This window comes from Streptomyces sp. NPDC021100 (assembly GCF_044333095.1).
GTDB lineage: Bacteria > Actinomycetota > Actinomycetes > Streptomycetales > Streptomycetaceae > Streptomyces.
In genome coordinates, this window is the sequence record NZ_JBIRQH010000001.1 from 123,048 (window position 1) to 142,747 (window position 19,700).

General features: G+C 72.1%; 17 protein-coding genes and 5 tRNA genes. 10 read left to right on the forward strand and 12 right to left on the reverse strand.

Translation table 11 applies throughout. The features are described from left to right. Positions 1–13: 13 nt before the first annotated feature. On the reverse strand, positions 14–1,435 hold the full coding sequence (gene leuC / locus ACH4PU_RS00580) for a 3-isopropylmalate dehydratase large subunit (protein WP_398264109.1): 1,422 nt from the start codon (positions 1,433–1,435) through the stop codon (positions 14–16). Between the two features lie 97 nt (positions 1,436–1,532). Here leuC and ndgR point away from each other — a divergent pair, with 97 nt between their 5' ends. Next, positions 1,533–2,261 (forward strand): IclR family transcriptional regulator NdgR, encoded by a 729-nt coding sequence (gene ndgR, locus ACH4PU_RS00585; protein WP_040889156.1) that lies wholly within the window; start codon positions 1,533–1,535, stop codon positions 2,259–2,261. A 234-nt stretch (positions 2,262–2,495) separates the two neighbouring features. Here ndgR and ACH4PU_RS00590 read toward each other — a convergent pair whose 3' ends face one another. Continuing rightward, entirely contained in the window at positions 2,496–2,990 is a 495-nt protein-coding gene (locus ACH4PU_RS00590) for a DUF4188 domain-containing protein (protein ID WP_398264112.1), read from the reverse strand. Positions 2,991–3,071: 81 nt separating this feature from the next. Between ACH4PU_RS00590 and ACH4PU_RS00595 the strand changes: the two genes are divergently transcribed. After that, complete coding sequence (locus tag ACH4PU_RS00595; protein ID WP_398264114.1) at positions 3,072–3,731, forward strand: MerR family transcriptional regulator; 660 nt, start codon at positions 3,072–3,074, stop codon at positions 3,729–3,731. Positions 3,732–3,759: 28 nt separating this feature from the next. On the opposite strand, the gene ACH4PU_RS00600 is transcribed toward ACH4PU_RS00595, so the two are convergent. The 9 genes from ACH4PU_RS00600 to ACH4PU_RS00640 all read right to left on the reverse strand — a co-directional run bounded on the left by ACH4PU_RS00600 (position 3,760) and on the right by ACH4PU_RS00640 (position 8,154). After that, positions 3,760–4,638 carry an MEDS domain-containing protein gene (locus ACH4PU_RS00600; RefSeq protein WP_398264116.1) on the reverse strand — a complete coding sequence of 293 codons (879 nt, stop codon included), beginning with the start codon at positions 4,636–4,638 and terminating at the stop codon, positions 3,760–3,762. 98 nt (positions 4,639–4,736) lie between these two features. After that, a tRNA-Glu gene (locus ACH4PU_RS00605) sits at positions 4,737–4,809 on the reverse strand. Positions 4,810–4,839: 30 nt separating this feature from the next. After that, positions 4,840–4,911: transfer RNA gene (locus tag ACH4PU_RS00610), tRNA-Gln, on the reverse strand. 13 nt (positions 4,912–4,924) lie between these two features. Then, positions 4,925–4,997: transfer RNA gene (locus tag ACH4PU_RS00615), tRNA-Glu, on the reverse strand. A 61-nt stretch (positions 4,998–5,058) separates the two neighbouring features. After that, a tRNA-Glu gene (locus ACH4PU_RS00620) sits at positions 5,059–5,131 on the reverse strand. Between the two features lie 81 nt (positions 5,132–5,212). Further along, positions 5,213–5,284 (reverse strand) — tRNA-Gln (locus ACH4PU_RS00625). A 221-nt stretch (positions 5,285–5,505) separates the two neighbouring features. After that, the gene (gene gltX, locus ACH4PU_RS00630) at positions 5,506–7,017 is read right to left on the reverse strand and encodes a glutamate--tRNA ligase (protein WP_398264118.1); all 1,512 of its coding nucleotides are present in this window, start codon (positions 7,015–7,017) and stop codon (positions 5,506–5,508) included. Next, positions 7,010–7,792 carry a fumarylacetoacetate hydrolase family protein gene (locus ACH4PU_RS00635; protein ID WP_185941256.1) on the reverse strand — a complete coding sequence of 261 codons (783 nt, stop codon included), beginning with the start codon at positions 7,790–7,792 and terminating at the stop codon, positions 7,010–7,012. Before ACH4PU_RS00635 ends, gltX begins: the two co-directional genes overlap by 8 nt. A gap of 173 nt (positions 7,793–7,965) precedes the next feature. After that, the gene (locus ACH4PU_RS00640; protein WP_398264120.1) at positions 7,966–8,154 is read right to left on the reverse strand and encodes a hypothetical protein; all 189 of its coding nucleotides are present in this window, start codon (positions 8,152–8,154) and stop codon (positions 7,966–7,968) included. Positions 8,155–8,714: 560 nt separating this feature from the next. Between ACH4PU_RS00640 and ACH4PU_RS00645 the strand changes: the two genes are divergently transcribed. The 8 genes from ACH4PU_RS00645 (at position 8,715) to ACH4PU_RS00680 (ending at position 19,243) form a co-directional block, all read left to right on the forward strand. Next, entirely contained in the window at positions 8,715–12,644 is a 3,930-nt protein-coding gene (locus ACH4PU_RS00645; protein ID WP_398264122.1) for a nitrate- and nitrite sensing domain-containing protein, read from the forward strand. 9 nt (positions 12,645–12,653) lie between these two features. Next, the gene (locus tag ACH4PU_RS00650) at positions 12,654–13,067 is read left to right on the forward strand and encodes a roadblock/LC7 domain-containing protein (RefSeq protein WP_398265291.1); all 414 of its coding nucleotides are present in this window, start codon (positions 12,654–12,656) and stop codon (positions 13,065–13,067) included. A gap of 103 nt (positions 13,068–13,170) precedes the next feature. Then, positions 13,171–13,578, forward strand: a complete 408-nt coding sequence (locus ACH4PU_RS00655) for a DUF742 domain-containing protein (protein WP_185941253.1) — start codon at positions 13,171–13,173, stop codon at positions 13,576–13,578. Next, positions 13,559–14,140: an ATP/GTP-binding protein gene (locus ACH4PU_RS00660; protein ID WP_185941252.1), complete on the forward strand. Its 582-nt coding sequence runs from the start codon at positions 13,559–13,561 to the stop codon at positions 14,138–14,140. The genes ACH4PU_RS00655 and ACH4PU_RS00660 overlap by 20 nt, the downstream gene beginning before the upstream one ends. Before the next feature lie 334 nt (positions 14,141–14,474). Continuing rightward, complete coding sequence (locus ACH4PU_RS00665) at positions 14,475–17,528, forward strand: nitrate- and nitrite sensing domain-containing protein (protein ID WP_398264125.1); 3,054 nt, start codon at positions 14,475–14,477, stop codon at positions 17,526–17,528. Between the two features lies 1 nt (position 17,529). Continuing rightward, positions 17,530–17,952 (forward strand): roadblock/LC7 domain-containing protein, encoded by a 423-nt coding sequence (locus tag ACH4PU_RS00670; protein WP_179082803.1) that lies wholly within the window; start codon positions 17,530–17,532, stop codon positions 17,950–17,952. 84 nt (positions 17,953–18,036) lie between these two features. Next, the gene (locus tag ACH4PU_RS00675) at positions 18,037–18,681 is read left to right on the forward strand and encodes a DUF742 domain-containing protein (protein ID WP_398264127.1); all 645 of its coding nucleotides are present in this window, start codon (positions 18,037–18,039) and stop codon (positions 18,679–18,681) included. Next, a complete protein-coding gene (locus tag ACH4PU_RS00680) occupies positions 18,662–19,243 on the forward strand; it encodes an ATP/GTP-binding protein (RefSeq protein WP_049717346.1) in 582 nt (193 codons plus the stop codon). Before ACH4PU_RS00675 ends, ACH4PU_RS00680 begins: the two co-directional genes overlap by 20 nt. 252 nt (positions 19,244–19,495) lie before the next feature. Here ACH4PU_RS00680 and ACH4PU_RS00685 read toward each other — a convergent pair whose 3' ends face one another. Continuing rightward, positions 19,496–19,690 (reverse strand): acyl-CoA carboxylase subunit epsilon, encoded by a 195-nt coding sequence (locus ACH4PU_RS00685; RefSeq protein ID WP_398264129.1) that lies wholly within the window; start codon positions 19,688–19,690, stop codon positions 19,496–19,498. Between the last annotated feature and the right edge of the window lie 10 nt (positions 19,691–19,700).

The window sequence follows — 19,700 nt, forward strand, 5'->3', positions numbered from 1 at the left end:
TGCCCTGCGCCGTTCAGGCGGCGAGGACCGGACCGGCCGGGAGATCGGCGGGCGAGGCGAGCCGGCCGAGCACGGCGGTGGCGGCGGCGACCTGCGGCGAGACCAGGTGCGTCCGGCCGCCCTTGCCCTGCCTGCCCTCGAAGTTGCGGTTGGAGGTCGACGCCGACCGCTCGCCCGGCGCCAGTTGGTCGGGGTTCATGCCCAGGCACATCGAGCAGCCGGCGTGCCGCCACTCGGCGCCCGCCGCGGTGAACACCGCGTCGAGCCCCTCGTCGACCGCCTGCAGCGCCACCCGGACGGACCCCGGGACGACCAGCATCCGCACCCCGTCGGCGACCGCGCGGCCGCGCAGGACGTCGGCGGCGGCCCGCAGGTCCTCGATCCGGCCGTTGGTGCAGGAGCCCACGAAGACGGTGTCCACCCGGATGTCCCGGAGCGCCTGACCGGCCGTCAACCCCATGTACTCCAGGGCCCGTTCGGCCGCCGAGCGCTCCGAGGCGTCCTGGTACGAGGCGGGGTCGGGGACGGCCGCCGACAGCGGCGCGCCCTGCCCCGGGTTGGTGCCCCAGGTGACGAACGGGGAGAGGGCCGACGCGTCGATGACCACCTCGCGGTCGAAGACGGCGTCGTCGTCGGTGCGCAGGGTGCGCCAGTGGGCGACGGCGGTGTCCCAGTCGGCGCCCCGGGGCGCGTGCGGGCGGTCCTTCAGATAGGCGAACGTGGTCTCGTCCGGGGCGATCATGCCCGCCCGGGCGCCGGCCTCGATGGACATGTTGCAGACGGTCATCCGGGCCTCCATCGAGAGCTTCTCGATCGCGGACCCGCGGTACTCGATGACGTACCCCTGGCCGCCGCCGGTGCCGATCTCCGCGATGACGGCGAGGATCAGGTCCTTCGCGGTGACCCCTTCGGGGAGTTCGCCCTCGACCGTGACGGCCATGGTCCTGAACGGCGACATGGGCAGCGTCTGGGTCGCGAGGACGTGCTCGACCTGGCTGGTGCCGATGCCGAAGGCGAGGGCGCCGAACGCGCCGTGGGTGGAGGTGTGGCTGTCCCCGCAGACCACGGTGGTGCCGGGGTGCGTCAGTCCCAGCTGCGGTCCCACTACGTGGACGACGCCCTGCTCGACGTCGCCCAGCGGGTGCAGCCGGACCCCGAACTCGGCGCAGTTGCGGCGGAGGGTCTCCAGCTGGACGCGCGAGACCGGGTCCGCGATGGGCTTGTCGATGTCGAGGGTGGGGGTGTTGTGGTCCTCGGTGGCGATGGTCAGGTCGGTGCGGCGCACCGGCCGGCCCGCCTTGCGCAGTCCGTCGAACGCCTGGGGGCTGGTGACTTCGTGCAGCAGGTGGAGATCGATGTAGAGGAGGTCGGGCTCGCCCTCGGCGCGCGCCACGACGTGCTCTTCCCAGACCTTCTCGGCCAGTGTGCGTCCCATCGCTGTCCCTCCGGATCGGGGTGCCGTGGGTACAGGTTGGCGGCTTCCGGGAAAACGTGAACTTGCGTTTCATAGTGTGAGACGCGAGTATCGTTGCATGGACAATTCTGGTGGCGCCTCGAGCGGAGTGGGCGTACTCGACAAAGCGGCCCTGGTGCTGAGCGCCCTGGAGTCGGGTCCGGCGACGCTCGCCGGGCTGGTGACGGCCACCGGCCTGGCGCGCCCGACCGCGCACCGGCTCGCGGTGGCCCTGGAACACCACCGCATGGTGGCGCGTGACATGCAGGGGCGCTTCATCCTCGGCCCCCGGCTGAGCGAACTCGCGGCGGCGGCGGGCGAGGACCGCCTGCTGGCCACGGCCGGCCCGGTCCTCACGCACCTGCGCGACGTGACGGGCGAGAGCGCCCAGCTCTACCGGCGCCAGGGCGACATGCGCATCTGCGTCGCGGCGGCGGAACGGCTGTCCGGACTGCGGGACACGGTCCCCGTCGGGTCCACCCTGCCGATGAAGGCCGGTTCCGCGGCTCAGGTCCTCATGGCCTGGGAGGAGCCCGAGCGGCTGCACCGCGGGCTGCAGGGGGCCCGGTTCACGGCCACGGCGCTTTCGGGTGTGCGGCGGCGCGGTTGGGCGCAGTCGATCGGGGAGCGGGAGCCTGGCGTCGCGTCCGTCTCCGCCCCGGTGCGCGGGCCGTCGAATCGGGTGGTGGCGGCCGTATCGGTGTCCGGGCCGATCGAGCGGCTCACCCGGCATCCGGGGCGTATGCATGCACAGGCGGTGCTCGATGCCGCGGTGCGGCTGACGGAGGCGCTGCGGCGCAACGGGTGAGGGTGCCCCGGTCCCGCCCTTTCACCGTTTCCCGGGAAGGGCCCCGGACCCCCTGAAACCGCGCTTCGCGCGGTTGTCCTCAAACTCCCCCAGAGGGGGCACCCCCAACGGGCTGAAATGCGCGCCCGGGCGCACGATCCAGCCCGTCCGGCGTTTGAGGACGAGCGGCGAAGCCGCGACAAGCGGGGTCTGGGGCACAGCCCCAGGAATCCGGCGAAGGGGCGGGTCAGGGGCTCAGCCCCCCGCAGGGGCCCCGAGCCGCTCCGCGGCCCGCTCGCCCCGCCGGGCCACCGGCTCGACCCCGTGGGCAGCCCCGAGACCATGCCGCGGCATCCCGCTGTAGAGCGTCTCGTACGACCCCGCGGGCACCACATACGTCTCGTGCCAGATCCCCACCCGCCCCGCCGCCTCCCGCGCCCGCCGGTTGAACGCGCCCCACGCAGGCCGGTGGAGCCGTCCCCCGTCCGCCGCGTAAGCGAGCAGCTTCTCCCGCGACTCCCAGTACTGGAGCACCGTGTACTCCCGCGGCCCGGCGGTCAGCAGCCGGTGCCCCAGGAGCCCGGCGTCCGGGTCGCGCCGGAGTTCGGCCAGCATCCGCCCCATCGCCCCGAACACCGGCACCCAGTGGCGCACGGAGCGCCAGCGGTTGATCCGCATGCCGATCAGGAAGACCACCACGTCCCCCTCGGCCGCCGCCGTGACCCGGCCCGCTATCGGTGACACACCCATGGCACAACCCCCACCCGTCATTGGATAGCGGCGCTATCCATGGTTGGATAGTTGCACTATCCGATGGAGGGCGCAAGGGCCATGCGACTGGGCGAACTCAGCGAACGCAGCGGCGTTCCCACCGCGACGATCAAGTACTACCTGCGGGAAGGGCTGCTCCAGCCGGGCCGCCGGGTCTCGGCGACGCAGGCGGAGTACAGCGAGGACCACCTGCGGCGGCTGCGGCTGGTGCGGGCGCTGATCCAGGTCGGTGGGGTGACGGTGGCCGCCGCCCGGGAGGTCGTCGCCGCGGCGGAGGACACCTCCCTCGACCACCACATGCGGCTGGGGGCGGCCACCTGGGCCCTGCCGCAGCCCCCGGCGCCCGCCGGGGACGACGCGGCCACGGAGGCCGCGCACCGCACGGTGGACGAGCTGCTGACCCGGCTGGGCCGGCGGCCGGAGCGGGTGGACATCACCTTCTCCCCCGCCTACCGGACCCTGGTCGACTCGGTGGCCGCCCTGCTCCGGCTCGGCTACCCGTGCGACATCGGGAATCTGCTGCGCTACGGGCGGTGCGCCGAGGAGATCGCCGTGGGCGACCTCGACCTGGTGACGGCGGAGCCGACGGCGGACGGGCAGGTGGAGCGGGCCGTCGCGCTCACCGTGCTCTACGAGCCGGTGCTGCTCAGCCTGCGGCGGCTGGCGCACGCGGAGGAGTCGGCGCGGCGGTTCGGCGCCGGCCGGGACGAAGGGGCCTGAGGGCCGCCCTGAAGCCCCTGGCGTCCGCTCAGCCGACCCTCTCCGCCAGCCGCAGCCCGGGCGTGCGGTCCCAGCCGATGAGCGTGATGACCTGGCACAGCCGCGGCGCCAGGCCGGTGAGTTCGACGGAGCGGTGGCGGGCGGCGCGGGCCCGCGCGAAGCTCATCAGCAGCCGGAGGCCGCCCAGGTCGGGGAACTCGACGCCGGACATCTCCAGGCGGAGGTCGCCGCGGACCGCGGCCACCGAGCGCAGGGCGTCCCGGAGCTGCCGGTGGGCGGAGGCGTCGACCCGGCCCTCCAGGCGCAGGCCTGGCGGCCGGTAGGTGCGGACGACGACCAGGTCGGCGGTTCTGACCAGCGGGTCGGGGCCCACGCCGCGGGTGTGGGCCGAGGTGGCGGCGTCCAGCGCCTCGGGGGCGCAGCGCCGGACGTCGTACTGGCAGACGGCCAGCGCGCGGCCGGCGGCGAACTCCTCGCCGAGGAGGGACTCGTACCGCAGCAGCCGGCGCACGTCGCGCCCGTCGTGCGGGGCCGGGCAGGGCTCCCCGGCGATGCGCAGGGCGCGGTAGCCCTCCGCGCGGCAGCGGGTGGCGGCGGCGCGTAACCGGTCCCGCAGCGCGGCGGGCTCCAACGGGCCGTCGCCGGTACGGAGTTCGTCCAGGGGGAGCACTTCCACGCCGGTGCGCGGGGACGGCAGCCGGTACCGGTCGAGTAGGGCCGCGGGGTCGTGGGGGTCCCGGCGGCCGGCCAGATAGAGGATCTTGTCCTGGGCGTCCAGGCCGCCGCGGACGAACTCCCGCAGCACCGCGGTCCGCTCCTCGTCGGAGGCGAAGAGCAGGCAGGCGTGGTCACCGGGCCGGAGGTCGCCGACGGGGGTCCGGTGGAGCGCGCCACGGGGAAGGGCCATGCGGGGAATTATGGCGACGGCGCCCCCGGGCGAGAAGAGCGCACGGGGCGGGAACGGGAAATGCCCCCCGCGTATCGCGGGGGGCATTTCCGTGTGCGTACCCCCGACCGGATTCGAACCGGCGCTACCGCCTTGAGAGGGCGGCGTGCTAGGCCGCTACACAACGGGGGCTTGCTCTATTGCAGACTCGAAAGTCTTGCGCTGGGCTACCAGGACTCGAACCTAGACTAAATGAACCAGAATCACTCGTGCTGCCAATTACACCATAGCCCATGGTGATGACCAGTACCCCCGACCGGATTCGAACCGGCGCTACCGCCTTGAGAGGGCGGCGTGCTAGGCCGCTACACAACGGGGGCCCTAGCGATCCATCGACATCGCCTCCGGATTCTCTCCGGATGGTGACGGATTCAGGATCAGTACCCCCGACCGGATTCGAACCGGCGCTACCGCCTTGAGAGGGCGGCGTGCTAGGCCGCTACACAACGGGGGCTCGCACTTCGCTTTTTGCGCTTTCGCGCGGTTTCTACTTTACCAGTAGATTTGCCAGAGAATTTCCAGTGAATTTCTCTTGCTGGGGTACCAGGACTCGAACCTAGACTAAGTGAACCAGAATCACTCGTGCTGCCAATTACACCATACCCCACCAGAACTCAACCCCCCTGAAGGGGTCTTGCTCGGCTCGCGCCCTCCGCTCCGGCCTCTCGGCCCTCCCGGGCGGCGCAGGAAGAACATTACCCGAAGGTGGACGGGGCACCAAAATCGATAACCCGGGCCGGTGCCCGGGCGGCCCCCGGGACACGGGGAAGGGCCCCGGAGGCCGCCTGAGCGGCTTCCAGGGCCCTTCGGGGCACGGGCGGGGAGGCGTCAGGCGGCCAGCTTCGCCAGGGCGGCGTCGACGCGCTCCAGGGTCCGCTCGCGGCCGAGGGCCTCCAGCGACTCGAAGAGCGGCAGGCCGACCGTACGGCCGGTGACGGCCACCCGGACCGGGGCCTGGGCCTTGCCGAGCTTGAGGCCGTGCTCCTCGCCGGCGGCGACGACGGCGGCCTTCAGCGCCTCGGCGTTCCACTCAGCGGCGGCCAGCTTCTCGCGGGCGGTCCGGAGCAGGGCGTCCGAGCCCTCCTTCATCGCCTTGGCCCAGGACGCCTCGTCGTCCACCGGGCGGTCGAGGAAGAGGAAGTCCACGTTGGCCGTGATGTCGGAGAGGACCGTGAGGCGGGTCTGGGCCAGCGGGGCCAGCTCCGCGAAGGCGGCGGCGTCGAACGCCTCGGGCGCCCAGGGGGCGTGCGGGGCGCGCAGCCAGGGCTCGCAGGCCGCGACGAAGTCCTTGACGTCCAGCCGGCGGATGTGGTCGGCGTTGATCGCCTCGGCCTTCTTGAGGTCGAAGCGGGCCGGGTTGGCGTTGACGTCCTTGATGTCGAACGCCGCGACCATCTCGTCCATCGAGAAGATGTCCTGGTCGGCCGAGAGGGACCAGCCGAGCAGCGAGAGGTAGTTGAGCAGGCCCTCCGGCAGGAAGCCGCGCTCCCGATAGAGGTTGAGGGACGACTGCGGGTCGCGCTTGGAGAGCTTCTTGTTGCCCTCGCCCATGACGTACGGCAGGTGGCCGAACTCCGGGACGGCCTTGGCGACGCCCAGCTCGATCAGCGCCTTGTAGAGCGCGATCTGCCGCGGGGTGGAGGACAGCAGGTCCTCGCCGCGCAGCACGTGGGTGATCTCCATCAGCGCGTCGTCGACGGGGTTGACGAGCGTGTAGAGGGGCGCGCCGTTGGCCCGGACGATGCCGAAGTCCGGCACGTTCTCCGGGGTGAAGGTGAGCTCGCCGCGGACCAGGTCGGTGAAGGTGATCGCCTCGTCGGGCATCCGGAAGCGGACGATCGACGGGCGGCCCTCGGCCTCGTAGGCGGCCTTCTGCTCGGGGCTCACGACCCGGCACTTGCCGTCGTAGCCGGACGGCTTGCCGGCGGCGCGGGCGGCCTCGCGGCGGGCGTCGAGCTCCTCGGTCGTGCAGTAGCAGTGGTAGGCGTGGCCGGCGGCCAGCAGCTTCTCCGCGACGTCGCGGTAGATGTCCATGCGCTGCGACTGGCGGTAGGGCGCGTGGGGGCCTCCGACCTCGGGGCCCTCGTCCCAGTCGAAGCCCAGCCAGCGCATCGCGCCGAGGAGCTGCTCGTACGACTCCTCGGAGTCGCGGGCCGCGTCGGTGTCCTCGATGCGGAAGACCAGGGTGCCGCCGTGGTGGCGGGCGAACGCCCAGTTGAAGAGGGCGGTGCGGACCAGGCCCACGTGGGGGTTGCCGGTCGGCGAGGGACAGAAACGTACGCGGGGGGGTACCCCCTGCTCGAGCGAAGTCGAGAGCTTGGGGGAGTTCGCGTTAGCCACGCTTGATCACCTTGTTGGTGAGAGTGCCGATGCCTTCGATGGTGACGGCGACCTCGTCGCCGTCGTGCAGGGGTCCGACCCCGGCGGGGGTGCCGGTGAGGACGACGTCGCCGGGGAGCAGCGTCATCGCCTCGGTGATGTGGACGATGAGCTCCTCGACGGAGCGCAGCATCTGGGCGGTGCGGCCGCTCTGCCGCAGCTCGCCGTTGACCGTGCAGGTGATCGCCAGGTCGCCCGGGTCGACCTCGGTCTCGATCCAGGGGCCGAGCGGGCAGGAGGAGTCGAACCCCTTGGCGCGGGCCCACTGCTTCTCGCGCTGCTGGACGTCGCGCGCGGTGACGTCGTTGGCGCAGGTGTAGCCGAGGATGACGTCCTTGACGCGCTCGCGCGGGACCTCGCGGCACATGCGGCCGATGACCACGGCCAGCTCGGCCTCGTGGTGGACGTCACTGCTGAAGGACGGGTACGCGATGGGGTCGCCCGGGCCGACGACCGAGGTCGACGGCTTGAAGAAGGCGACGGGCACCTCGGGCACCTCGTTGCCCAGCTCGGCGGCGTGCTCGGCGTAGTTGCGGCCGATGGCCACGACCTTGCTGGGCAGGACGGGCGGGAGCAGGCGGACCTTGCTCAGCGGCACCTTGGTGCCGGAGCGTTCGAAGTCGCCGTAGGGAATGCCCTTGATGATGTCGAGGACGGGACCGCCCTCGGTGGAGGCGTCCCCCTCGACCACGCCGTAGCCGACGTTGCCGTCGATGGAGAATCTGGCGATGCGCACGGGAAGCTGAGCCCCTCACTGATCCGGCCGGAGTCTGACACTTCAGGCTATCGCGGGGGCCGCGCGCGCTCCGTGCGCGGCGTTCGGCCGGGCGGGCCAGGCGGGGCCGGGACGAGCGAGGGGCCCGCCGGATCCGGCGGGCCCCTCGGGGGCTCCTCGGGCGCGCGGGCGCGTCAGTCCTCGACGAGGACCGGCGCGGGGGCGGTCATCAGGACGGTGCGGCGCGGGTTGGCGGTGACCGTGGGGAGCTCGACCGCGTGCTGCGGGCGCTCGGCCTCGAAGAGCGCCTTGGCGTCCTCGAGGTTGGCGAGCGTGGTGCGGCGCGGGTTGGCGGTCTTCCGGGAGGGGCTGGTGGTCTTCACTGTGCGGTTGCCTCGCGTTGTCTCTGGTGTCGTCGGTCTCGTCGTCGCGGTCGTCGCGGGCTTCGAGGGCGGCCGGCCGTGGCCTCGCGGGTCGTCCGCGGGCGTCGGCGGCCGTCACGTCCGCGCAAGGATCCAGGCTAGGCGCGCCCTTCCCCGCCATACCGAGCAGGATGCGGGGTGTCACCTGTGAGTTTCCTCACGAACCTTGGGATAAATACCGCATAACCGACAGCCGCCCCGCCTGCACGAAACGGACATCGCCGGACTGAAGCTGACGTTCCGCTCCTGATCATGGCGACTGGGACAGGTCGCTCACTGCGACGAGGTGCGGATCATTCGCCCATGAAAGTCCGAATTGATAGGAGTGGACCCTCCACGGAGAGCGACAGCGTGGGCTACCGTCCGTGACCGATCCGCGGTGGGGCGCACCGGCCTTGTTGGCGCATCCGGCACTGTGCTGGAATTCCACGGACCGCCAGGGGGGCACCGCGGTCCCCCCACGACTCGACACCGTTCCTCCGCTCGCCGGGGGGACGCCTGGTCCAGAGGTTGCGACGCTAGTGCAGGGACGTTTCAAGAGGGATGGCAGCGCTGCGGCGGAGCCGGAGCCGCACGGTGCGGCGACAGGTGGCGACCGCGGCACGCCCGTCGACGCGCCGGCCGGCGGTGAACCCACCGGCGGCCCCAAGGGGAAGGGCAAGGCGAAGGTCCCCAGCGGGCCGGGCTCACGAATAGCCCTGCGCAACTGGCGAATCAGTACCCGCCTGGTGTCCCTGCTCGCCCTGCCCGTCGTCGCCGCGACGACCCTGGGTGCGCTGCGTATCGACAGCTCGCTGCAGGACGTCGACCAGCTCGACCACATGAAGCTGCTGACGGACATGACCAGCGTGGCCACCGACCTCGCCAACGCGCTCCAGGAGGAGCGCGACCGGTCCGCCGCGCCGCTGGTCCTCAAGGACCAGAAGAACGACGACGTCGTGGCGCCGCGCCAGCGGACCGACAAGGCGATCGAGGAGTTCAAGAAGCTCACCGAGCGGGTCAAGCCCGACGACGCCACCACGACCGGCGTCAACGCCACGCTGGTGGAGATCTCGCGGCAGCTGACGGACATCCAGAAGTACCGCACCTCCGCGTACAACGACCCGAACCAGATCTCGCGGACCGTCAACGCGTACAACAGCCTCGTCACCTCGCTGATCACGCTGTCCCAGGACATGGCCCTGGCGTCCAGCAACAGCGAGATGATCGCCTCCACCCGCGCCCTGGCCTCGTTCTCCTCTGCCAAGGAGTACGCGTCCATGCAGCGCGCGCTGATCAGCGCCGGTCTCGCCCGCTCGCCGCACGAGCTCTCCGACAACGACCGCCTCTTCGGCCAGTCCGCGTTCACCGGCGAGGACCAGGCCTACAAGCGCTTCCTCCGCGTCCACGGCGACACGGACCGGGAGCTGCTCCAGGGTCTGAACGGCGGCACCTACGACATCTCGCAGGCCAACGCCTACGCCGAGCGCGTGCTGATGCGCGGCGACGGCCTGCGCGGCGCGGACAGCCTCACCTACCGCGACTGGTTCGACCGCGACAGCGTCAAGATCGCGGAGATGTCCAAGATCGAGACCACGCTCCTCAACGAGATGGAGCAGAAGGCCCTCGAACTCCGCGACGACGCCCAGCAGGAGGCGTACCTCAACGGTGCGCTGATCATCCTCGTCCTCGGCATCTCGCTGGTCGGCGCCTTCGTCGTGGCCCGGTCCATGGTGCGCTCGCTGCGCCGGCTCCAGGACACCGCGCAGAAGGTCGCCCAGGAACGCCTGCCCGAGCTGGTCAAGCAGCTCTCCGAGGCCGACCCGCAGGACGTGGACACCTCCGTCGAGTCCGTCGGCGTGCACAGCCGCGACGAGATCGGCAAGGTGGCCGCGGCCTTCGACGACGTGCACCGCGAGGCCGTCCGCCTCGCCGCCGAGCAGGCCCTCCTCCGGGGCAACGTCAACGCGATGTTCACCAACCTCTCGCGGCGGTCGCAGGGCCTCATCCAGCGTCAGCTCTCGCTCATCTCCGAACTGGAGTCCCGCGAGGCCGACCCGGACCAGCTGTCCTCGCTGTTCAAGCTCGACCACCTCGCGACCCGCATGCGCCGTAACGGTGAGAACCTCCTCGTTCTCGCCGGTGAAGAGCCCGGCCGCCGGTGGACCCGGCCGGTCCCGCTCGTCGACGTGCTCCGCGCCGCCGCGTCCGAGGTGGAGCAGTACGAGCGCATCGAACTCACCGGTGTGCCGCCGACCGAGGTCGCCGGCCGCGTCGTCAACGACCTCGTGCACCTCCTCGCCGAGCTGCTGGAGAACGCGACGTCGTTCTCCTCCCCGCAGACCAAGGTCAAGGTCACCGGTCACGCCCTGCCCGACGGCCGGGTGCTGGTCGAGATCCACGACACCGGCATCGGCCTCTCCCAGGAGGACCTGGCGGCGATCAACGAGCGGCTGGCCAGCCCGCCGACCGTGGACGTCTCCGTCTCCCGCCGCATGGGTCTGTTCGTGGTCGGCCGCCTGTCCCTGCGACACGGCATCCGCATCCAGCTCCGCCCGTCGGACTCCGGCGGCACCACCGCGCTCGTCATGCTGCCGGTCGACGTCGCCCAGGGCGGCAAGAAGCCCGGCCCCGGCGCGCCCGGCGGCCCCGGCCTGCCCGGTGGCGGCGCCCCCGGCGGCATGCCCGGCACGGGTGTCCCGAGTGCTCCGGGCATTCCCGGCGGGAAGGCCGCGCCCGGCCTGCCCGGTCCCGGCGGTCCCGGCGGTGCCCCGCAGGCGCCGGCCCGCGACCGCGGCCAGCTGCCGCCCAAGGGCCCGCGCCCGCCGGCCAACCCGTCGCGGGCCGGCGGCCTGACGCAGAGCGGTCTGCCGACGCGCGTTCCCGGGGCCACCCCGGGCGCGGGCGCGCCGACCGGCGGCCCCAGCCTCTTCGACGCCCCGCCGCACGCCGGCGCGGGTGACGACGCCTCCTCCGGCGGCAAGGGCGCCGACGGCCGGTCCGGCCTGCCGCCGCGCGGCAAGCGGCCCGCCGTGATCGCGCCGGTGGGCAACGGCCGCCGCCCGCAGGCGCCGCAGCGCGGTGAGGGCACCGGCTCCGACCTGCCCGTCCGCGGTGGCGGCGAGGCCGGCAAGGGCGGCGAGTCCACCAAGAGCGGCCTGCCCAAGCGCGGCGACCGGACGAGCACGCCCGGCGGGCTCCCGGTCCGCGGCGCCGGCACGCCGTCCGGTCTGCCCGAACTGCCCGTCCGCGGCGGCGGCGAGGACAAGCCCGCCCCCGGCGGGCTGCCCCAGCGCGGCGGTGCCGGGAACGGCCTGCCCCCGCGCAACGCGCTCTCCGGCCTGCCGAAGCGCGGCGACCGCAAGAACACCCCCGCCGAGCCGCCGGCCCGTCCGGCGCCGAGCTGGGGCAACGACCGCTCCCCCGCCGCGCCGGTGGACGACTGGCCGCTGGCCTCGAACGGTGCCTCGCGCGCCGCGCAGGACACCCCGCGCGGCCACGACGGCGTCGAGACCCCCGAGCGCGCCGAAGGACCGTCCGCCACCGGGCAGTTCCCGCAGCTCGCGCCCGTACCGGAGCCCGAGAGCAGCAGCACCGGCCGCCACGCGCTGCCCGCCGTCCCCGACGGTGACGCGGACGGCCCCGGCGGCACCGGGCAGTTCCCGCGCCTGGCGCCCGTGCCCGAGCCGGAGAGCAGCAGCACCGGCCGGCACGCGCTGCCCTCCCGCGACGCCACGTCTCCGGCCGACCCGGGCACCACCGCCGCCTTCCCGCAGCTGGCCCCCGTGCCGGACGCCGACGGCGCCGGGCGGATCGTTCCGCCTGCCGGTGCCGGCCGCTTCGGGCAGCAGGACGCCGGGCAGCAGGACTTCGGACGACAGGACACGGGCCGGTTCGAGACGGGCCGGTTCGAGACGGGCCGGTTCGACACCGGGCAGTTCGACACCGGGTCCGGCAACACCCCGCGGCACGACGGCACGCAGGAAGCGACGCCGCTCTTCCAGGAGCTGGAGTCGCACTGGTTCCAGGACCAGGAGACCCGCGAGCGGGCGCCGGAGCCGGCGGCCGAGCCCGAGGCGCCCCGCGGTCTGCCGCGCCGGGCCCCGCGCGCCGAGGCCCCCGCGGCCCCGGCCGCCCCCACCGCCCCCGACGTCACGGCGCAGACCCCGCTGCCGGACTGGCGCGAGTCCCCCAACGACGAGCGCTGGCGCCGGGCCGAGCAGGTCCGGGTGCCCGCCGCGGACGGGACCACCTCGTCGGGCCTGCCCCGCCGGGTGCCCCGGGCCAACCTCGTCGAGGGCACGGCCCAGCAGCAGGCCCTGCCGGAGGGTCCGCAGGTCTCGCGCGCGCCCGACGATGTGCGCGGCCGGCTGACCAACCTCCGCCGGGGCATTCAGCAAGGACGTCAGGCCGGCACCAGCCCGGCCACCGGTAGCCACCACGGTGGCCCCACCTACCAGCAGGAGCGTTAGTTGAGTCCGATGAGCCAGGCGGCGCAGAATCTGAACTGGTTGATCACCAACTTCGTGGAGAGCACCCCGGGGGTGTCCCACACGGTGGTGGTGTCCGCCGACGGACTGCTGCTGGCCATGTCCGAGGGGTTCCCCCGGGACCGCGCGGACCAGCTGGCGGCGGTGGCCTCCGGCCTGACCTCCCTGACGGCCGGTGCCTCGCGCATCTTCGAGGGCGGGCCCGTCAACCAGACCGTGGTGGAGATGGAGCGCGGCTTCCTCTTCATCATGTCCGTCTCCGACGGCTCCTCGCTGGCCGTGCTGGCGCACCCCGAGTGCGACATCGGCCTCGTCGGCTACGAGATGGCCCTGCTGGTCGACCGCGCGGGCAATGTACTGACGCCCGACCTCCGCGCCGAACTGCAGGGAAGCCTGCTGAACTGACCGTACACACACCGCAAATCCCGTCCGACCGTACGGCCGAAAGCTCCCACCGGCCCCCGCTCGACGGCATCATTGCCTTCCTGCTGTCCCGCCCGGAGGATTCATGACCCCGCCCGTCTCGCCCGGCCCGTACGGCGCCTCGCACCACATGCCGTACGGGAGTGAAGGCGACCAGCCACTGGTCCGTCCCTACGCCATGACGGGCGGCCGGACCCGGCCGCGCTACCAGCTCGCCATCGAGGCGCTGGTCAGCTCGACCGCCGACCCGGCCCAGCTGGGCAATCTGCTGCCCGAGCACCAGCGGATCTGCCACCTCTGCCGTGAGGTGAAGTCGGTCGCGGAGGTCTCCGCGCTGCTGAACATGCCGCTCGGCGTGGCGCGGATCCTGGTGGCCGACCTGGCCGAGGCCGGGATGGTGGCGATCCATCAGCCGGGCGGCGGCGGCGAGGCCGGCGGAACGCCGGATGTGACACTGCTCGAAAGGGTGCTCAGTGGACTTCGGAAGCTCTAGCGGGACCACCGGTCGCGCCACGACCTCCGCGAAGATCGTGGTGGCCGGTGGTTTCGGCGTGGGCAAGACCACGTTCGTCGGCGCCGTCTCGGAGATCAGCCCGCTGCGCACCGAGGCCGTGATGACGTCCGCGTCCGCGGGCATCGACGATCTGAGCCACGTCCAGGACAAGACGACGACCACCGTCGCCATGGACTTCGGCCGCATCACGCTGGACGACGACCTGATCCTGTACCTGTTCGGCACGCCCGGACAGGACCGGTTCTGGTTCATGTGGGACGACCTGGTCCGCGGTGCCATCGGGGCGGTCGTCCTGGTGGACACCCGCCGTCTCGCCGACTGCTTCCCCGCCGTCGACTACTTCGAGAACAGCGGGCTGCCGTTCGTCATCGCCCTCAACGGCTTCCACGGAGAGCAGCCCTACTCCCCCGAAGAGGTGCGCGAGGCGCTGCAGATCGGGCCGGACGCGCCCATCATCACCACCGACGCGCGGCATCGGAACGAGGCGAAGAGCGCGCTCATCACGCTCGTCGAGCACGCCCTGATGGCGCGGCTGAAGTAGCCGGCGGGAGCGGGCGGCCGTGTGGGATGCGCCACGGGCCGCCCCCGGGCTTCATAACGTTTCGACAGAGAATTGACCGGGGCGCGACAGGCCCGCCACCACGGGCCGCAGCCGTCCGGTTCCCCTCCGCACATGTTTCGCCCGCCTTTTGGCGTCGCTCGCTCTTAATGCCCGTTTTATGTCGGGCGGATCCCCCTGGCCGTCGGCTCTGCCCACTGTTTGGAACGCACTGGTCCGGCGTGCTGGAATTTCCCGAACTGGGCCGTCGTGGCCCAGCCGAAAGACGGCACGACGTCCTCGACGTCGGTGCCGACGCCGAGAGGTTGTTGGACGAGTGAGGCGAAGAAAGACCGGCACCGCGCAGCAGGCGAAGGACGCGCGGGGCAACTTCACACCGCCGTCGCAGGCCGCGGTGGCGCCCTCGGACGTTCCCCGTACCCCCGTCGCGCCCAGTGGCGGTGGCGGACGGCTCTCTCCCCGCAACTGGCGGGTGGCCACCCGGCTGAACGCGATCCTCCTCATCCCGGTGCTGGTCGCCCTGGTCTTCGGTGGTCTCGGCATCAAGAACTCGGTCGACACCTGGACCGAGGCCGAGGACGCGGCCGACACCGCCCGTGTGGTGCGGGCCGCGGCCGACTACGCCCAGGCGATCGTCGACGAGCGCGACAAGAGCGTCATCCCCCTGCTGGCGAAGCAGCACGAGGACGAGAACGTCAAGAAGGCGCGGGAGGCGACGGATTCCGCCCAGACCGCCTTCAACGACACCGTCCGCTCCATGCCCGACACCCCCAGCCTGCAGCGCCGGCTGGCGGCGGTCCGGGACGCGGAGAAGAAGCTGCCGCAGATCCGGAAGACCGCCTACGCCTCCGAGGCCGCGAAGACCGAGGACGCGTACGGCTCCATCCAGCGTCCGCTCATGGCGTTCACCAACGAACTCGGCCTGGGCACCGGCACCGTCACCTCGTACGGCCGCATGGTCTACGCCGTCTCGCTGGCCAAGGCCGCCGAGTCGCTCCAGCGGTCCATGGGTACGCACCTGCTGGCCAAGCCGGACATGGCCGCCAAGGACCGGCGCTTCCTGCTGACCTCCTTCTCCTCGTACAACTTCCTCGAGTACATCGCCTCCGACGAGTACACGACCGGTGGTTCCCAGGAGGACATCGACCGGCTGAAGAACACGCTCAAGGAGAAGGCGCAGGTCGAGCAGCAGAACAAGATGGCGCTCGCCATCATGTCCGGCGAGTCGCCGGAGAAGCTGAAGGCCCTGGGCATCACCCCGGAGTCCTGGTACACCACGGCCACCGGGAAGTTCAACGCCTACCGCGACGTCGAGTCGCACCTCGCCGACCACGCGGTGGACGAGGCGTCGCAGGTCTCCGCCGACGCCCGGCAGGACGCCATCGTCAACGGGTCGATCATGATCGTCGCACTGCTGGCCGCGTTCTTCGTCGCCGGGCGCATCGCCCGCTCGATGAGCCGCAGCATGCGCCGGCTGCGCGGCGCCGCCTTCGAGGTCGCCGAGCAGCGGCTGCCGGCCCTGGTCGACCAGCTCTCGCGCACCGAGCCGGGCCGGATCGACACCCGGGTGCAGCCCATCCCGATCGACACCAAGGACGAGATCGGCGAGGTCGCCCGCGCCTTCGACCAGGTGCACCGGGAGGCCGTCCGGCTCGCCGCCGAACAGGCCATGCTCCGCGGCAACGTCAACGCGATCTTCACCAACCTCTCCCGCCGCAACCAGAGCCTGATCGAGGGCCAGCTGGAGCTCATCACCGGGCTGGAGAACAACGAGGCCGACCCGGACCAGCTGGAGAACCTCTTCCGGCTCGACCACCTGGCCACCCGTATGCGCCGCAACGGCGAGAACCTCCTCATCCTCGCGGGCGAGGAGCCCGGCCGCCGCTGGGACCAGCCGATCCCGCTGGTGGACGTGTTGCGCGCGGCCTCCTCCGAGGTGGAGGCGTACGAGCGCATCGAGCTGGACGGCGTCTCCGAGGCCGAGATCCACGGTCTCGCCGTGACCGACCTCGTGCACCTCCTCGCCGAGCTGCTGGAGAACGCGACCACGTTCTCCTCCCCGCACACCAAGGTCCGCGTCAACGCCACGCGTCTGCCCGACGGCCGCGTGATGGTCGAGATCCACGACAAGGGCATCGGCCTCACCCCCGAGGACTTCGCGGACATCAACCACAAGCTGGCCAACCCGCCGACCGTGGACGCCACGGTCTCCCAGCGGATGGGTCTCTTCGTGGTCGGCCGGCTGGCCATGCGGCACGGCATCCGCGTCCAGCTCCGTCCCTCGGGCGAGCAGGCCGGCACCACCTCGCTGGTCATGCTCCCGGAGCCCATCACCCATGGTGGCGGTGGCGAGGACGAGCAGGCAGGCGACGACTTCACGGTCTCCCGGATCGTCCCGGAGCAGCAGGCCGGCGCCGTCGGGCCGGCCGGCGGCGTCCGTACCGCCGCGGAGCTGGGCTTCGACGACTCGCGCTATGAAGCGGGCGCGGCCGGCGCCCCGGTGCTCGACCCGCTCGGCCGCTCGCGGCTGCGCGAGGAGCGGCGGGCCGCCCTGGAGGCACACACCGCCGGGCAGCCCGGGCACGACACCGGCGGGCACCAGGTGCCGTCGCACGACACTCAGCAGACTCCGTTCGCCCCGCACGCCACGGGTGAGCAGCCGTATACGGAAGCCGCCTACAGCGAACAGGGCTTCACCGACCAGCAGGCCTACGGCGACTTCAACGCCCCCGCCTACCAAGGCGAGTGGGGCGGGACGACTCCGGAGGCCACTCCGTACCAGCACGGGTACGCGTCGGGTTACGGAGCGGAATCGGAATCTCAGCCGTCCGCTGACACGGCGCAGCCGGAGCGCGTAGAGTTCGACCGTCCGGGCCCCGCCACGAGCGGCCCTCCCTCGCTGACCGGGTCCGGTCTGCCTCGCCGCGATCGGCAGTGGCAGCAGCCGGAGACGGGCGAGGAGGCCACGAGGGGCGGCGCAGAACCGGACCGGTCCCAGCAGGACATCTCCCGGCCTCGGAACGAGGGGGACACGTCCGCCGGGCAGTCGGCCAACGACGAGCGCTGGCAGCGCGCCGAGCGGCTCCGGGTGCCGAAGGCGGACGGAACGACTTCCTCCGGTCTCCCGCGCCGCGTGCCCAGGGCCAATCTGGTCGAGGGCAAGGCGGTGGAGACCTCCCAGGGCGGCCCGCAGATATCCCGGGCACCCGAGGACGTCCGCGGCAGGCTCGCCAACCTGCGCCGCGGTGTCCAGCAGGGGCGCAGCGCGGGAACGGACTCCTCGGAGTTCCCCGCGATCACCGCGCAGGAGCAGCAGCAGCAACACGACCAGGGCTTCGGCCCCGGCGGCACCTACGAGCAGGAGCGTTAGTGTGAGCCCGATGAGCCAGGCGGCGCAGAACCTGAACTGGTTGATCACCAGTTTCGTGGAGAACACCCCAGGGGTGTCCCACACCGTCGTGGTCTCCGCCGACGGACTCCTTCTGGCCATGTCCGAAGGGTTTCCGCGGGACCGCGCGGACCAGCTGGCGGCGGTGGCCTCCGGCCTGACCTCCCTGACCGCGGGTGCCTCGCGCATCTTCGAGGGCGGCGCCGTCAACCAGACCGTGGTGGAGATGGAGCGCGGCTTCCTCTTCATCATGTCCGTCTCCGACGGCTCCTCGCTGGCCGTGCTGGCGCACCCCGAGTGCGACATCGGCCTCGTCGGCTACGAGATGGCCCTGCTGGTCGACCGCGCGGGCAACGTGCTCACGCCCGACCTCCGCGCCGAACTGCAGGGGAGCCTTCTCAACTAGCAGAGAGACAGTGCGTTTCGCGCCACCGCGCCTTAAGGTGCGGTGGCGCGACCAGCAGCAGACAGGAAAGTCGGAGGAGGAGCCGTGGCAACGCCCCCAGGCGGTTACCCGTATGGCAATGACCAGCAGGAGAACCCGCCGCTGAACCGCTTCAACTTCCCCTCCGCGCCCACCCCCAGGGACCGGTCGGAGGCCCAGCACCCCTCACAGGTGCCCTACACCCCGCAGCCCCCGGCACCGCCGCACGCGGTGCCCGGCGGCGGGTACTCCCCTCCCAGCGCGCCCGGGCACGTCCCGACGGGCCATGTCCCGCCCCCCGCGGGGCAGGGCCGGCACGCGGGACAGGGGCCGCAGCACCGGCGTTCGGGGTCGCCCTCGGGTGGCAAGAGCAACCCGTTGGTCCGCCCCTACGCCATGACCGGCGGCCGGACCCGGCCGCGCTACCAGCTCGCCATCGAGGCGCTGGTGCACACCACGGCCCAGCCGGCCCAGCTCCAAGGGCAGTTGCCGGAACACCAGCGCATCTGCCATCTGTGCCGCGAGATCAAGTCGGTAGCCGAGATCTCGGCACTCCTCTCCATCCCGCTCGGCGTCGCCCGAATCCTGGTGGCCGATCTGGCCGAGGCCGGGCTCGTCGCCATTCATCAGCCCGGCGGCGACGCGTCCGCCGGCGGCCAGCCTGACGTGACACTGCTCGAAAGGGTGCTCAGTGGACTTCGGAACCTCTAGCGGCGAGGCAGCCCGCTCCACCACCAGCGCGAAGATCGTGGTGGCCGGTGGTTTCGGCGTGGGCAAGACCACGTTCGTCGGCGCGGTCTCGGAGATCAACCCGCTGCGCACCGAAGCCGTCATGACCTCCGCCTCGGCGGGCATCGACGACCTCACGCACGCGCCGGACAAGACCACGACGACCGTGGCGATGGACTTCGGCCGGATCACCCTGGACCAGGACCTGATCCTCTACCTGTTCGGCACGCCCGGGCAGGACCGGTTCTGGTTCATGTGGGACGACCTGGTCCGCGGTGCCATCGGGGCGGTCGTCCTGGTGGACACGCGGCGTCTCGCCGACTGCTTCCCCGCCGTCGACTACTTCGAGAACAGCGGGCTGCCGTTCGTCATCGCGTTGAACGGCTTCGACGGGCATCAGCCGTACACGCCCGACGAGGTGCGGGAGGCTCTTCAGATCGGGCCGGACGCGCCGATCATCACGACGGACGCTCGGCATCGGAACGAGGCGAAGAGCGCGCTCATCACGCTGGTGGAGCACGCGCTGATGGCGCGCCTGCGGTAGCGCCTGCGGCGGGCTGTACCCCAGACCCGCCCCTTCGCCGATTCCTGGGGGCAAGCCCCCAGACCCCCTGTCCTCAAACGCCGGACGGGCTGATATTCAGCCCGTCCGGCGTTTGAGGACAGCGCGCGCAGCGCGCTTGGGGGTGCGGGGGCGCAGCCCCCGCAAGAAACGGGAAGGGGCGGGACCGGGGCAACCCCGGCGAAGCCGAAAAGGCCCCGCACTCTCACGAGTGCGGGGCCTTCTGCGTGGGCGTCAGCCCTGCCAGCTGTGAGCGGCGGTGAAACCGCCGGAGCGCTCCAGGCGGCGCCAGGAGGCGGCGGACCGCCGCGGGCCGGGCACCGGGGCCGAAGACCCCGCGGACGCCCGGGCGAGCAGCACCGCGGTGACGGCGGCCAGCTCCTCGGGCCCGGCCGTCCCCTTCTCGACGCGAACAAGCGTGTCAGTCATGTCTGTCCTC

What these genes read in the sequence shown, in the direction of transcription:
- ACH4PU_RS00685 (WP_398264129.1), bottom strand. Translation starts at nt 19,690, where the DNA reads ATGACTGACACGCTTGTTCGCGTCGAGAAGGGGACGGCCGGGCCCGAG.
- ACH4PU_RS00650 (WP_398265291.1), top strand. Translation starts at nt 12,654, where the DNA reads ATGAGCCAGGCGGCGCAGAATCTGAACTGGTTGATCACCAACTTCGTG.
- leuC (WP_398264109.1), bottom strand. Translation starts at nt 1,435, where the DNA reads ATGGGACGCACACTGGCCGAGAAGGTCTGGGAAGAGCACGTCGTGGCG.
- ACH4PU_RS00655 (WP_185941253.1), top strand. Translation starts at nt 13,171, where the DNA reads ATGACCCCGCCCGTCTCGCCCGGCCCGTACGGCGCCTCGCACCACATG.
- ndgR (WP_040889156.1), top strand. Translation starts at nt 1,533, where the DNA reads ATGGACAATTCTGGTGGCGCCTCGAGCGGAGTGGGCGTACTCGACAAA.
- ACH4PU_RS00600 (WP_398264116.1), bottom strand. Translation starts at nt 4,638, where the DNA reads ATGGCCCTTCCCCGTGGCGCGCTCCACCGGACCCCCGTCGGCGACCTC.
- ACH4PU_RS00595 (WP_398264114.1), top strand. Translation starts at nt 3,072, where the DNA reads ATGCGACTGGGCGAACTCAGCGAACGCAGCGGCGTTCCCACCGCGACG.
- ACH4PU_RS00590 (WP_398264112.1), bottom strand. Translation starts at nt 2,990, where the DNA reads ATGGGTGTGTCACCGATAGCGGGCCGGGTCACGGCGGCGGCCGAGGGG.